Source organism: Ilumatobacter nonamiensis YM16-303, from assembly GCF_000350145.1.
GTDB lineage: Bacteria > Actinomycetota > Acidimicrobiia > Acidimicrobiales > Ilumatobacteraceae > Ilumatobacter_A > Ilumatobacter_A nonamiensis.
In genome coordinates this window covers 1-12,922 of sequence record NZ_BAOL01000259.1, presented here as the reverse complement: position 1 = coordinate 12,922, position 12,922 = coordinate 1, and the positions used below count along the sequence as shown (strand labels likewise).

12 protein-coding genes are annotated in these 12,922 nt (G+C 68.3%); 9 read left to right on the top strand and 3 right to left on the bottom strand.

What is annotated here, in order from left to right; genetic code table 11:
- Positions 1–115 precede the first annotated feature (115 nt).
- The 6 genes from ON45_RS19160 to ON45_RS19135 all read left to right on the top strand — a co-directional run bounded on the left by ON45_RS19160 (position 116) and on the right by ON45_RS19135 (position 7,645).
- A complete protein-coding gene (locus tag ON45_RS19160; RefSeq protein WP_040496134.1) occupies positions 116–1,426 on the top strand; it encodes an MFS transporter in 1,311 nt (436 codons plus the stop codon).
- Positions 1,427–1,536: 110 nt separating this feature from the next.
- Positions 1,537–2,328 carry an ABC transporter ATP-binding protein gene (locus ON45_RS19155; protein WP_051063405.1) on the top strand — a complete coding sequence of 264 codons (792 nt, stop codon included), beginning with the start codon at positions 1,537–1,539 and terminating at the stop codon, positions 2,326–2,328.
- Between the two features lies 1 nt (position 2,329).
- Positions 2,330–4,879, top strand: coding sequence for an ABC transporter permease (locus ON45_RS19150; protein ID WP_040496132.1), 2,550 nt, complete (start codon positions 2,330–2,332; stop codon positions 4,877–4,879).
- Positions 4,880–4,899: 20 nt separating this feature from the next.
- A complete protein-coding gene (locus ON45_RS19145; protein WP_051063403.1) occupies positions 4,900–6,159 on the top strand; it encodes a sensor histidine kinase in 1,260 nt (419 codons plus the stop codon).
- Complete coding sequence (locus tag ON45_RS19140) at positions 6,147–6,791, top strand: response regulator (RefSeq protein ID WP_040496130.1); 645 nt, start codon at positions 6,147–6,149, stop codon at positions 6,789–6,791. Before ON45_RS19145 ends, ON45_RS19140 begins: the two co-directional genes overlap by 13 nt.
- A 5-nt stretch (positions 6,792–6,796) precedes the next feature.
- On the top strand, positions 6,797–7,645 hold the full coding sequence (locus ON45_RS19135; protein WP_158412528.1) for a DUF4097 family beta strand repeat-containing protein: 849 nt from the start codon (positions 6,797–6,799) through the stop codon (positions 7,643–7,645).
- A 15-nt stretch (positions 7,646–7,660) separates the two neighbouring features.
- Here ON45_RS19135 and ON45_RS19130 read toward each other — a convergent pair whose 3' ends face one another.
- Complete coding sequence (locus ON45_RS19130) at positions 7,661–8,965, bottom strand: UDP-N-acetylmuramoyl-tripeptide--D-alanyl-D-alanine ligase (RefSeq protein WP_173400705.1); 1,305 nt, start codon at positions 8,963–8,965, stop codon at positions 7,661–7,663.
- Positions 8,966–8,990: 25 nt separating this feature from the next.
- On the opposite strand from ON45_RS19130, the gene ON45_RS19125 reads away from it, so the two are divergent.
- Entirely contained in the window at positions 8,991–10,127 is a 1,137-nt protein-coding gene (locus ON45_RS19125) for a D-alanine--D-alanine ligase family protein (RefSeq protein WP_051063401.1), read from the top strand.
- Positions 10,128–10,169: 42 nt separating this feature from the next.
- Here ON45_RS19125 and ON45_RS19120 read toward each other — a convergent pair whose 3' ends face one another.
- The gene (locus tag ON45_RS19120) at positions 10,170–10,958 is read right to left on the bottom strand and encodes an SDR family oxidoreductase (protein ID WP_040496127.1); all 789 of its coding nucleotides are present in this window, start codon (positions 10,956–10,958) and stop codon (positions 10,170–10,172) included.
- Positions 10,959–11,066: 108 nt separating this feature from the next.
- Between ON45_RS19120 and ON45_RS21905 the strand changes: the two genes are divergently transcribed.
- Positions 11,067–11,750: a DJ-1/PfpI family protein gene (locus ON45_RS21905; protein ID WP_051063400.1), complete on the top strand. Its 684-nt coding sequence runs from the start codon at positions 11,067–11,069 to the stop codon at positions 11,748–11,750.
- A 49-nt stretch (positions 11,751–11,799) separates the two neighbouring features.
- Positions 11,800–12,270: a helix-turn-helix domain-containing protein gene (locus ON45_RS19110; RefSeq protein WP_051063399.1), complete on the top strand. Its 471-nt coding sequence runs from the start codon at positions 11,800–11,802 to the stop codon at positions 12,268–12,270.
- A 13-nt stretch (positions 12,271–12,283) separates the two neighbouring features.
- Here the strand turns inward: ON45_RS19110 and ON45_RS21900 are convergent.
- Positions 12,284–12,922, bottom strand: a 639-nt coding sequence (locus ON45_RS21900) for a TetR/AcrR family transcriptional regulator (protein WP_148288782.1), incomplete at its 5' end; no start/stop codon positions are given.

The window sequence follows — 12,922 nt, the reverse complement described above, 5'->3', positions numbered from 1 at the left end:
ACCATTCCGTGTCAGACACCCGATGGCACGGGGCCGCCCGTCCGGACGTCGCGTGTCGGATGCCCGATGTCGGGAGCGGGCACGAGCGCGCCGGTAGCGTCGCACGAACCCGTCCATGAGCACCCCCGCCGCCTTTCCATCGCCGCCTGCGGCACCGCTGCCCCACGGCCTCAAGCCCGGGACCGCGCGCGCGGCACTCGCCTACCCGAAGTTCCGCGTCATCTTCATCGGCCTCGCGCTGTCGCAGATCGGGACGTGGATGCAGAACGTGACGCTGCCGGCGTACGTCCAGGATCGCACGTCGAGCCCGGCGCTCGTGGGTGTCACCATCGCCGTGCAGCTCGGTCCGCTGCTCCTGCTGTCGATCCCCGGTGGAGCGCTCGCCGACAAGGTGTCGAAGCAGAAGCTGATGCTGTGGATGCAGACGATCTCGGCAGTGCTCACACTCGGTACCGCGTACTTCGTCGCTCAGGATTCCAGCCTCGTCTGGATCTTCCTGGTGCAGTTGGGCATCGGGTCGGCCAACGCATTGAACGCCCCTGCGTTCCAGGCGACGATGCCGTTGCTCGTCCGGCGCGAGGACCTGCCGGGAGCGATCAGTCTCAACTCCGCGATGCTCAACGGGACGCGGGTGATGGGTCCCGTCGCCGCCGCGATCCTGGCTGCGTTCGGCTTGTCGGTGGCATGGATCTTCGTCATCAACGCGATCACGTACCTGTTCTTCATCGCCGCACTGGTGCTCGTCAAGATGCCCGACGTCAAGGCCGACACGCTCGTGCGCGGCTGGCGCCAACTCGGCGTCGGCATCACGATCGCCAGGAACCGCTTGGTCCTCAACCGGCTCCTGATCGGCATGTTCTCGTTCTCGCTGATCAGCCTCATCTACGTCGGCCTGTTCCCCTCGGTCGCCGAGCTCAACTTCGGGATCCCCGCCAAGTCGTCGACCTACCGCTGGCTCTACGCCGCCTGGGGATTCGGTGCGTTCTTCGGCGCGATCTCGGTCGGCACGTTCCTGTCGTCCTTCCATCGCCGCGTGCTGATCGTGTACGGATTCATCGGCTACGGCACGGCCCTGCTCATCTTCTCGCAGCTCCGCGATCCCATCGCCCCGTTCCCCGTCGGGTTCGTGCTCGGGTTCTTCTACTTCATGACCGCGACCGCGATCACGACGTCGCTGCAGTTGAACATGAAGGACGGCGAGCGCGCATCGGTGATGCCGCTGTGGTTCATGGTGTTCGGCGGAACCGTCCCGATCGGGAACCTCATCGGCGGCGTGCTGTTCGAGGTGATCGGCCCCCGCTGGGTCCTCGGGATCGGCGCCGCGTGGGCGTTCTTCCTCGCGTGGTGGCTCGACCTCCGCCGACAGCCACCATCGGCGTTCCTCAGCGAAGCCGACGGTGGCGAGGCACCACTCGTCACCAACTGATGGATCAACCGGGGCCCGACCCCGCTTGATCCGGGTGGGGATTTCCCTACCCCGAAGACACGAGTGGGCACCATCGCCCGGCGCTCCGTCCCAGGCGCACGATGGTCGGCATGGACACGAGCCTGCTCCCACCCCCCGACACCCTCGACACGGATCCTGCGCCGACGGCAGCGCCGACACCGCACGCCGCCCGCACCCGCAACGCCACGAAGATCTACGGCCGTGGGGGCACCGAAGTTCGCGCGCTGGACGGGATCGACGTCGATCTCCCCTCGGGTCGATTCACCGCGATCATGGGCCCCTCCGGTTCGGGCAAGAGCACCCTGATGCACTGTCTCGCCGGACTCGACACGCTCTCGGACGGAAACGTGTTCGTCGGCGATGTCGACCTCGGGTCGCTCTCCGATCGCGAGCTGACACGGCTGCGCCGAGAACGAATCGGCTTCGTGTTCCAGTCGTTCAACCTGCTGCCGATGCTGTCGGCACGCGAGAACATCACCCTCCCGATGGATCTCGCCGGCACGAAGCCCGACGGCGAGTGGCTCGACACGGTGATCCAGACCGTCGGCCTGACCGACCGCCTGTCCCACCGCCCGAGTGAACTGTCGGGCGGGCAACAGCAGCGCGTCGCGGTCGCGCGGGCGCTCGCCAATCAGCCCGAGTTGATCTTCGCCGACGAGCCGACCGGCAACCTCGACAGCACCACCGGCACCGAGATCCTCGGGTTCATGCGCTATGCCGTCGACCGCTTCGCCCAGACCGTGGTGATGGTCACCCACGACCCGGTTGCCGCCGCGTATGCCGACACCGTGCTGTTCCTCGCAGATGGCCGCATCGTCGACTCGATGGCCGCACCGAGCGCCGACCGGGTGCTCGACCGGATGAAGGCGTTCGGAGCCTGACATGTGGCGCATCATCCGCAACGGCATCTGGAGCCACAAGCGGCGGCTCCTCGCAACGACCACCGCCGTCCTGCTCGGCGTCGCATTCCTCACGGCGTCACTCACGGTCGGCAGCACCATGACCGCCGGCTTCGACGATCTGTTCAGCGAGGCGAACGCCGGAACGGCTGTCGTCGTCCGCAACGACACGGTGTTCGGCTCGGGTGACACCCTCACCCGAGACGGCATCGACGCGTCGATCGAATCGCGCATCGCCTCCACCGAGGGCGTCGCCGCGGTCGAGCCGATCGTCGAGGGCTACGGTCAGATCGTCGGCGCCGACGGAGACGCGATCGGCGGCGACGGACCACCCACGACGGCCACCAACTGGGTCGGCGACTCCCCGGTCAACCCGTGGTCACTGGCCGACGGCCGGGCGCCTCGCGACGTCGCGACCGGTGAGCCGTACGAGGTCGTGATCGACCGCGCATCCGCCGACACCGGCGAGCTCGCGATCGGCGACCGCACCACGATCAACGCTCCCCAGCCCGTCGATGTCACGGTGGTCGGCATCGCCACGTTCGGTGGGGCCGATTCGGCAGGCCCGGCGACCCACGCGGCGTTCACCGACGCCGTCGCCATCTCTCTGGTCGGCGAACCGGGCGAGTGGTCGACCTTCCGTGTCGCCGCCGAAACCGGCATCGGCGAGGACGAACTCCGAGACGCCATCGCCGCGACCCTTCCCTCCGGAATCGAGGCCGTGACGGGGACCGAACTCACCGCCGAGATGATGGCCGACATCCAGAGCGACTTCCTCGCGATGTTCCGGACGATCATGGTGGCGTTCGCCGTCATCGCCCTCGTCGTCGCCGGGTTCAGCATCCACAACACGTTCTCGATCCTCGTCGCCCAACGCACCCGCGAGTCGGCTCTCCTCCGAGCGATCGGGGCATCCCGTCGCCAGGTCCTCTCGTCGATCGTGGTCGAGGCGCTCGTCATCGGCATCGTCGCCTCGGCCGCCGGCCTCGCCGTCGGCTCGGGTCTGGCGCTCGGACTCAAGACCTTGATGGACAACGCCGGCCTCGACGTCGGGATCGACGGCATCGTGGTCACGTCCACGACGGTCCTGATCAGCGTCGCCGTCGGCATCGGTGCGACGGTCCTCGCCAGCCTGCTTCCTGCGCTTCGCGCATCGAAGGTCGCTCCGCTCGCGGCACTGCGCGACTCCGCGGTGGACTCATCGGCGAATTCGAAGATTCGCCTCCTGGCAGGCGCGGCGATCGGAGCGGTCGGAATCGCGGTCGTCGCCACGGCGACCGGTGCCCGGCAACCCCTCACCCAAGCGGGCATCGGTGCCCTGGCCACGCTGGTCGGTGCCGTGGTCCTCGGACCCGTCGTCGCCCGACCGGCGGCAGCGGTGCTCGGGCTCGGCCCCGCAGTCCTCCGCGGCCAGAACGGACGCCTCGCTCGTCGGAATGCGATGCGCGACCCCAAGCGAACCGCCGGGAGCGCCTCGGCACTCATGGTGGGCACGGCCGTCGTCGCCCTCTTCACCACGTTCGGCGCATCGATCAAGGCGAGCGTCGACGACACCGTCAATCAGAACTTCGGCGGCGACCTCGTGCTCGTACCGGACCAGTTCGGCCAGGCCGGCCTGAGCCCCGCCGTCGCTGCCGAGGTCGCTCGACTTCCGGAGGTCGAGATCGCTGCGGGGATGTCGAACGCCGTCGTCGTCGCCGACGGCGAGACGATCGATCCATCGGTGATCGATCCCTCGTCCCTCGACGACTTGCTCGACATCGGCGTGATGAGCGGCTCGCTCGATGACGTCACGGCCGGACACCTGGCCATCAGCACCGGCTACGCCGAGGACCGCGCATTGGACATCGACTCAGAGGTGCTGGTCGAGTACGCCGACGGCGGCTCCGAGGTGCTCACCGTGTCGGCCCTCTACGACAACACGATGAACGTCGGCGACGTCATCATGACGCCGGAGGATTGGGCGCCGCACGCCGACCAACCGAGCGACGTGGTCGTGCTGATCGATCTGGCCGACGGAGTGTCGGAGGCCGACGGACAGGCGGCCGTGAACACCGTTGCTGCACGCAACGGTGCACCGGACGCCCAGACCCGATCGGAGTACATCGACGGTCTCGGCTCCGAGATCGACCAGATGCTGTTCTTCGTGTACGGCATGCTCGGACTCGCGATCCTGATCGCCCTGATGGGCATCGCGAACACGCTGTCGCTCTCGATTCACGAGCGGACTCGTGAGCTCGGTCTGCTGCGAGCGGTCGGCCAGACCCGATCACAGGTCCGCGCCACCGTGCGGTGGGAATCGGTGATCGTCGCCGTGTTCGGCACGATCGGTGGCGTCGGCCTCGGCACCTTCCTCGGCTGGGGGCTGATGCGGGCGCTCGGCGCTCAGGAAGGCTTCGGCGGGTTCGCCGTGCCGACGACATCGCTCGCCATCGTCGTCGTCCTCGCGGCTCTCGCCGGTGTCGCCGCTGCATGGCGACCAGCGCGCCGCGCCGGCCGCCTCGACATCCTCACAGCGATCGCCACGGACTGACATCTACGATGACACGAATCATGGTCAATCCATTGAGACCGTGGACGCGGCCCGGCCCTCTGTTCGGGGCGATCGCCTACGTCGCCGTCGGCCTCCCCGTCGGGATCATCGCCTTCACGATCACGGTCATCGCGATCGCGCTGTCGATCGGGTTGATGCCGGCGTTCCTGCTCGGCATTCCGGTCGGTTGGGTGGGGCTGATGGTGTCTCGCGGACTCGCCCACGTCGAGCGGTCACGGGCCGGCGCGTTCGCCGCGCCCATCGCCGATTCGGTCGCACCGCTCACACGGGAGACCTGGTTCGGCCGCCTGGCCGAGCGGCTGCGCTCCAAAGCGAGGTGGCGCGAGATCGCACACCACTTGGTCAGCCTTCCGGTCAACACGTTGAGCTACGCCGTCGTCGCCGCGGCATGGTGCGGCGCATCGGCAATGACGCTGCTGCCGGCCTACGTGGACGCGATCCCCGACGAGACGGCCAAGTTCTACTTCTTCGAGATCGGCGTGGACCCACCGGCGCGTTGGATCGCACTGGCGGTCGGCGTCGTCGGGCTCGTCGTCGTGGCACCGTGGGTCACCATCGGCGCCGCCACCGCGCAGTGGACGATCGCCGACCGGATGCTCGGGCCGACCGACGACGAACGCCTTGCCGCCCAGGTCGCCGCGCTCCGGACCAGCCGGACCGCCGCGGTCGACTCGGCCGAAGCCGAACGGCGCCGGATCGAGCGCGATCTCCACGACGGCGCCCAGCAGCGCCTGGTGGCACTCGCAGCCAACCTCGGCGCCGCCCGGGACAAGCTCGACGACGACCCCGAGGCGGGCCGCGACATGGTCGACGCCGCTCACGAGGAAGCCAAGGCGGCGCTCGGTGAGATCCGCGACCTGGTTCGCGGTATCCACCCGGTGATCCTCGAGGACCGCGGGATCGACGCCGCCCTCTCCGCCGTCGTCGCTCGGTCACCGGTTCCGGTCGCGCTCGACGTGCAGATCGCGGAGCGCCCACCCGCAGCGGTCGAGAGCGCGACCTACTTCGTCGTGACCGAGGCGCTCGCCAACGTCGCCCGCCACAGCGGAGCATCACGCGCCTACGTCTCCATCGCACGAGCCGCCGACCGGCTGGTGGTCGAGATCCGCGACGACGGACACGGCGGTGCCGACGCATCGAAGGGAACCGGACTCCAGGGCATGCGCGAGCGTGTTGCCGGTATGGGAGGGACGACGCACGTGATCAGCCCCGAGGGTGGCCCGACGACGATCTCGGTGGAGATGCCATGCGGATCGTGATCGCCGAGGACTCCGTTCTCCTCCGCGCCGGATTGACCCGCATCCTCGCCGACGCCGGCGAAGAGGTGGTCGCGACCGTCGGCGACGCCGAGGAACTCGTCCGAGTCGCACGGCTCCACGAACCCGATCTCGCGATCGTCGACGTGCGAATGCCACCGACGCACACCGACGACGGATTGCGTGCGGCGCTCCAGATCCGCTCGGAGCTTCCCGACATCGGGCTGCTCGTGCTGTCGCAGTATGTCGAGGAGCAGTACGCAACGGAGTTGCTCGGCGCGAACATGACCGCAGTCGGCTACCTCCTCAAGGACCGCATCGCCGACATCGGCGACTTCCTGGGAGCGGTCCGTCAGGTCGCCGATGGCGGCACCGTCCTCGACCCCGAAGTCGTCGCCCAACTGCTCGCACGGACACGGCGCCAGGACCCACTCGAACGCCTCACCGCCCGCGAACGCGAGGTCCTCACCTTGATGGCCGAAGGCCGGACCAACCCGGCGATCGCCCGTTCGCTCGTGGTGAGCGACAAGGCCGTCGAGAAGCACGTCGGCAACATCTTCACCAAGCTCGACCTCCCACCGGCACCGGACGACCACCGACGCGTCCTCGCGGTGCTGCAGTGGGTGAAGGGATGACCGCGATGACCACCACCGACTTCACCGACGACGTCCGCACCCAGTTCCGCAGCGCGGATCCACCCTCGACGGACCGTGCGGGCAATCGCACGGCGCGGGTCGCCTGGCTGGCCCTCGGCGGTCTGTTGGCCGTCGCGTCATTGTTCTGGGGAACGATGAACGTGATCGGCGTGCTCGCGCACGGCGAGTACCAGGAGGATTTCAGCTTCGCTGCGGACGACGTCCGCGCGGTCGACATCCGCAGCGAGGACGGATCGATCACGGTCATCGCCGAACCTGTCGAGACCGTCACGGTGACCGCCGACGTGAGCGACGGGCTGTTCGCGACCGACGTGGACGCCGAAGTCGTCTCTGGCGTGCTCGAGATCCGCGGCGACTGCCCGGCGCTGTCGTCGGTGTGGTGTGAGGTCGACTTCACCGTCTCGGTGCCGGCCGACCGCCCGATCACCGTCGACGCGTCGAACGGATCGGTGCTCGTGCGAGGATTCGCCTCGCGGCTCGACGTCGACAACGACAACGGTTCGATCGACCTCGACGGCGTCAGCGGCCAGGTCCGCGCGAGCAACGACAACGGCCGGATCGTCGGCACCAGACTCACGTCAGGAATCGTCGACGCCTCGACGTCGAACGGCCGGATCGAACTCGCCTTCGCCGAGCCACCCACGACCGTGACGGGACGCACGGACAACGGTTCGATCGAGGTCACCGTCCCTGACGAGGACGTGCTCTACCGCGTCGACCTGTCCACCGACAACGGTTCGCGCGACAACGCCGTCCGCACCGACCCCGCGAGCGATCGTCTGATCGATCTCACGGCCGACAACGGATCCGTCACCGTCCGCCCCGCGACGTGACCGTGACCGCTGGGGTCAGGCACCGGCGGTCACGAGCGCGGTGACGACGCGCTCCAGACCTGCCGATCGGCTGGCCTTGACGAGCACCACATCGCCGTCGCCGAGGTCGCTCAACGTGTCGAGCGGGTCGATGGCCGCGCGGACGCCGTACAGGTCGGTTCCCACTGCGATCAGTTCGATGCCGAGTGCCTCGGCCCGCCGCGCAACATCTCGATGACCGGTGACTGGATCGTCGAGTTCGCCCATCAGCCCGAGTACGGCGAACCGTCGACGCGCTTTCATCGCGACGATCGCGTCGAGCGCCGCGGCCATCGACGTCGGGTTCGCGTTGTAGGCGTCGTTGATGACGATCGCACCGCTGTCGAGTTCGATCGTCTCCATCCGCATTCCGGAGATCGCGGCGCCGGCCAGACCGGCGACCGCGGCATCCAGATCGACGCCGAGCGACCCGGCCACGGCGATCGCCGCAGCAGCGTTCATCGCCATGTGCTCTCCGCTGACGGCGAGTCGAACCGGTTCGCTCCCCCACGGAGTGTCGATCGTGAAGTGCGGCCGGGCGCGATCGTCGAGAACCAGGTCGGCGATCCGTACGTCCCCGGCGTGGCCGTACGTCACGACCGACGCTCCGGTGTGCGACACCATCGCGGCGACGCGTCCGTCATCGGCGTTGAGAATCGCGGTTCCGTCCTTCGGGAGCGCTTCGACCAGTTCCCGCTTCGCGCGTGCGACTCCTTCGATGCCTCCGACCCGCTCGGTGTGGGAATGCCCGACGGCGGTGACCACACCGATCGACGGCCGTGCGACTTCGCAGAGGGCGGAGATCTCGCCGAACCCGCGCATCCCCATCTCGAGCACCAGCGCCTCGACGTCGTCGGGGGCGTTGAGGATCGTCACCGGCAGTCCCTGTTCGTTGTTGAAGCTGCGCTCGTTCGCAGTGGTCCGCAACGTGGTCGAACAGGCTGCGGCGATCAGATCCTTGGTCGACGTCTTCCCGACGCTGCCGGTGACTCCGACGACCTGAGCGTCACTGCGAGAGCGGCCATGCGCGGCCAACGCCATCAGCGCCGTCGCGGTGTCGGCGACCTCGATCGCGGTGTGGTCGCGCCGGAACGGGTCCGCCTCGCTCGTCAGGTGGAGCGCGGCGCCGGCGTCGTACGCGGCACCGATGAAGTCGTGCCCGTTCCGCTCTGCGACGATCGGCACGAAGAGCTGATGTGGCTCGGTCACCCGGGAATCGAAGGACACGCCGTCGAATTCGACGTCCGGTCCGAGCAGTCGGCCCCCGATCGCGTGGGCGGCCTCCGATGCCAGCATCTTCATGACGTCGAACGGTACCGTCGTGCACATGACCGGAACCGGGATCCGCGCGACCAATCCACCCGCCGACCAGCCGGACGAACGAATCAACCTGATCGTGCTGTTCGGTGGTGAGTCCGCCGAACATGACGTGTCCTGCACCACGGCGGCGCACGTCCTCGCCGCCGCCGACACCGACAAGTACCGCATCACCCCCGTCGGCATCTCGACGGGCGGGCGGTGGGCCGTCGCCACGTCGGCGCTCGACGCGCTCGAGTCGGGCCAGGATGCGCTCCCGGGGCGCTTGGATCCCGACGGCACCGAGGTCTCGCCGACCGCGCTGCTCTCCGCAGCGGCGACCGAGCCGTCGACCACGGTCGTGATGCCATTGCTCCACGGCCCGATGGGAGAGGACGGGACGGTTCAGGGCCTCGTCGAGTTGGCCAACCTCCCCTACGTCGGCGCGGGAGTCCTCGCGTCGGCCGTCGCGATGGACAAGGCGATGGCCAAGCAGGTGCTGGCCGCCGCCGGAATCCCGCAGGCGCGCTCTCGCAGCTTCGCCGAGCACGACCTCACGCCGAGCCTGCCCGACGACATCGTCGAGGAACTCGGCCTGCCGGTGTTCGTCAAGCCGGCGAACATGGGCTCGTCGGTCGGGGTGTCGAAGGCTCGCACGATCGACGAGGTCCGTGACGCGATCGACGTCGCCCTCAGCTACGACGAGTGGATCGTCGTCGAGGAGGCGATCACCGGCAAGGAGATCGAGGTCGCGGTCCTCGGCAATCTCGAGCCGCAGGCAGCCACTCCGGGGGAGATCGTTCCCGGCGACGACTTCTACAGCTACGACGACAAGTACGTGTCCGACCAGTCGTACGCGCTGATTCCGGCCCCGATCGGCGACGCGGCTCTCGCCGAAGCACGCGAGCTGGCGATCCGGACCTATCGCGCACTTCGCTGCGAAGGTCTGGCCCGCGTCGACTTCTTCTGGGAGGACCCGGCCGACCACACCGGTCGCGGACGCGGCTTTCTCTGCAACGAGGTCAACACGATGCCCGGGTTCACCCCGATCTCGATGTTCCCGAAGATGTGGATCTCCGACGGTGTGAGCTACCCGGAGATCATCGACCGGCTCGTCGAGCTCGCCATCGAACGCCACGGCCGTCGCCGCCGCAACACGAAACACTGAGTGGCAGATCGGGCGGAACCCGACTCGGTCGGTAGCCGCAGCTCAGCGGGGCGGCATCCGGATCGCTCCGTCGAGGCGGATGTTCTGGCCGTTGAAGTAGGTGTTCCGCACCAGTTCGAGAACCAGCGAGCCGAACTCGTCGGGGTTGCCGAGACGCTTCGGGAACGGCACCGAGTTGCTCAGATTCTCGAGCACCTTCTCGGGCACGCCCAGCATCGGCGGTGTCGCGAAGATCCCGGGCATGATCGAGTTGATCCGGACGCCCTCGTTCATCAGATCGCGGGCGATCGGCAGGACGAGACCGTTGACGCCGGCCTTGCACGAGCCGTAAGCGACCTGGCCGACCTGCGCGTCCTGCGCCGCGACCGACGCGGTGAGGGTGATCACGCCACGTTCGTTGTCCTCGAGCGGTTCGAGGTTCTCGATCATCCCAAGCGCCGACAGCGACGCCATCCGGTAACTCGCGACCAGGATGCCTTCCGCGGCGAACGCGAAGTCCTCCGTCGACAGGCGTTTCCAGCCACCGGATTCGCGGTCCTTGCCGACGGTCTTCCCGCCCTTTGCGGCCATCGCGCAGTGGACCAGCACGCGCTCCTGGCCGTGTGCCTCACGTGCCAACGCGTATCCGTCGAGGACGCTCTGCTCGTCGAGGATGTCGACCTTGCAGAAGAGGCCGCCGATGTCGTCGGCAACGGCGCGTCCACCCTCTTCGTTGATGTCGAACACGGCGACCTTCACCCCCGCTCGGGCCAGGGCATGGGCGCTCGCCCGCCCGAGGCCCGAGGCTCCGCCCGTGACCACCGCGGCAGTTTCACCCAGCTCGATCTGCATGTTTCGATTCCTCTCGTCGCATCCGAATACTCCGGCGGAACCTAGCGCTCCCGCCGTCCGCAGTTCTGGCCGAAGTCGAGGCACGCGGCTCACCACTATGTTGGCGAGGTGGACTTCGAGGTGCCACCGGCTGATGCCAGCGATGCCGAACCGACCGGATGGCAACGGATCGCGGGCGCCGTGGAGTCGCTGTGGAATCGACCGCCACGGCCGCCGACGTCCGGGCCCGGACAGCTCCCGCCGCTGCGAGCGACGCGACGGCCCGATGCGGATTGGCGCATCGCTGTCCTCGTCTTCCAAGGCGTCACCTCGGCCGAGATCGACGAACCGGTGCGGAGGATGGCCGAGCGGCTGAACGCCGACGTCGTCTTCGTCGGGACGGGCGTCGACCATGTCCACGCCGTGGAACCCGCCCGCTACGTCGACATCGATGCGACTCCTGCCGATGCTCCGCCCGCCGATGTGATCGTGATCCCTGGCGGAATCGGGTGGGAGCGCCTGGTCGCGGACACGACCGTGATGTCGTGGCTGTCCACCACCGCGCAGTCGGCCCGGGGCGTCTTGGCGATCTCGACCGGCAGCCTGCTGCTCGCATCGGCGGGGCGCCTCGACGGTCAGAAGTCGACGGGACACTGGCTCGCACAGAAGGACCTGGCACGCCTCGGTGCGACGGTTCAGTCCGAGCGGATCGTGCGGAGCGACGACGGTCGAATCGTCACCGCATCCGGTGCCAACGCGGCGTTCGCGGCGGTCGACGAGCTGCTCGACCGCGTGATGTGGGACGTCCACTGAGGAACGTCTCGACGCCGGTACCGTGAACGGTTCGGCCCCGAAAGGACACATGAACACCGAAGCACGCACCAGCCGGCAACCGCCTGAGCCCTCGTCGACCCCCGCCGGGAATGACGACGACCTGGCCCGTTTCTTCGCCGAGCACGACCCCGAGGACGCCGGAGAGGGCCCGCTCGACGATGAACACCACATCGGTGCCCGCTTGGCCCATGCCCGGATCGCAGCCGGTCTGTCCCAGCGCGAGATGGCCGACCGAGTCGGTGTGAAGGAGTCGACGATCGCGAAGTGGGAATCGGGCGAGACCTCCCCACGCGGTCACCGGGTCAGCAAGCTCGCGGGGATGCTCGGCGTGAGCATCTCGTGGATTCTCATGGGTCGCGGGGTCGAACCCGCTCGAGGCGAGGCGAGCGACATCGAGCGAATTCGGCTCGAACTCGATTCGGTCCGCGCTCGACTCGATGACGTCGTCAACGAACTGGCAGTGCTCGATCAACGGCTCGCCTCGGTCGACGCGAACTGAAGGCACCCGTCGTTCAGGGCGCCAAGGCCGCCCGCAGGAACGACCGGAGTTCGTCTCGGAGGCGCCGCAGTCCTGCAGCATCGACCGTCCAACCGACCGCCCGCAACGCTTCGGGTTCGGTCGCGATGCCCGTGAGGGTCGCGTAGCCGAGTGCAGCGATGAGCCCCGGATCCCCCCGACGCAGTCGGCCGGCCTCCATCTCCTTCGCGAGGTAGATCAAGGCGTCATCCACGAGGGGCTGAATCCGCACCCGGAGACGGTCGGCCTGCGCGGCGTCCAGCCGGCTCACCTCGCGGAAGAGTCCGAGCAGCGCCGGCCGTCTCACCGCAGGTCGGAACACCGCGCGGACGACCGCGTCGATCCGTTCGAGGGGATCATCCGGTGCCGCCCGCACGGCGGCGTCGATCACCACGGACATCTCGTCGGACACCGCGTCGAGTACCCCGTCGACGAGCGCATCCTTCGACGCGAACCAATAGAGCACGGTCTGCTTGCGGACGCCCACGTCGCGGGCGATCTCGTCCAGTGACACGGCGTCCACGCCACGCCGACCGAACAGGTCCACCGCCGAGCCGATGATCCGATCCCGCGTCGGCGTCACCGCACTCACCCCGCACCCCCAACCCGTTCTCGTGAACAGTTCCCGCACTCC

What these genes read in the sequence shown, in the direction of transcription:
- ON45_RS19160 (WP_040496134.1), top strand. Translation starts at nt 116, where the DNA reads ATGAGCACCCCCGCCGCCTTTCCATCGCCGCCTGCGGCACCGCTGCCC.
- ON45_RS19155 (WP_051063405.1), top strand. Translation starts at nt 1,537, where the DNA reads ATGGACACGAGCCTGCTCCCACCCCCCGACACCCTCGACACGGATCCT.
- ON45_RS19150 (WP_040496132.1), top strand. Translation starts at nt 2,330, where the DNA reads ATGTGGCGCATCATCCGCAACGGCATCTGGAGCCACAAGCGGCGGCTC.
- ON45_RS19145 (WP_051063403.1), top strand. Translation starts at nt 4,900, where the DNA reads ATGGTCAATCCATTGAGACCGTGGACGCGGCCCGGCCCTCTGTTCGGG.
- ON45_RS19140 (WP_040496130.1), top strand. Translation starts at nt 6,147, where the DNA reads ATGCGGATCGTGATCGCCGAGGACTCCGTTCTCCTCCGCGCCGGATTG.
- ON45_RS19135 (WP_158412528.1), top strand. Translation starts at nt 6,797, where the DNA reads ATGACCACCACCGACTTCACCGACGACGTCCGCACCCAGTTCCGCAGC.
- ON45_RS19130 (WP_173400705.1), bottom strand. Translation starts at nt 8,965, where the DNA reads ATGAAGATGCTGGCATCGGAGGCCGCCCACGCGATCGGGGGCCGACTG.
- ON45_RS19125 (WP_051063401.1), top strand. Translation starts at nt 8,991, where the DNA reads ATGACCGGAACCGGGATCCGCGCGACCAATCCACCCGCCGACCAGCCG.
- ON45_RS19120 (WP_040496127.1), bottom strand. Translation starts at nt 10,958, where the DNA reads ATGCAGATCGAGCTGGGTGAAACTGCCGCGGTGGTCACGGGCGGAGCC.
- ON45_RS19110 (WP_051063399.1), top strand. Translation starts at nt 11,800, where the DNA reads ATGAACACCGAAGCACGCACCAGCCGGCAACCGCCTGAGCCCTCGTCG.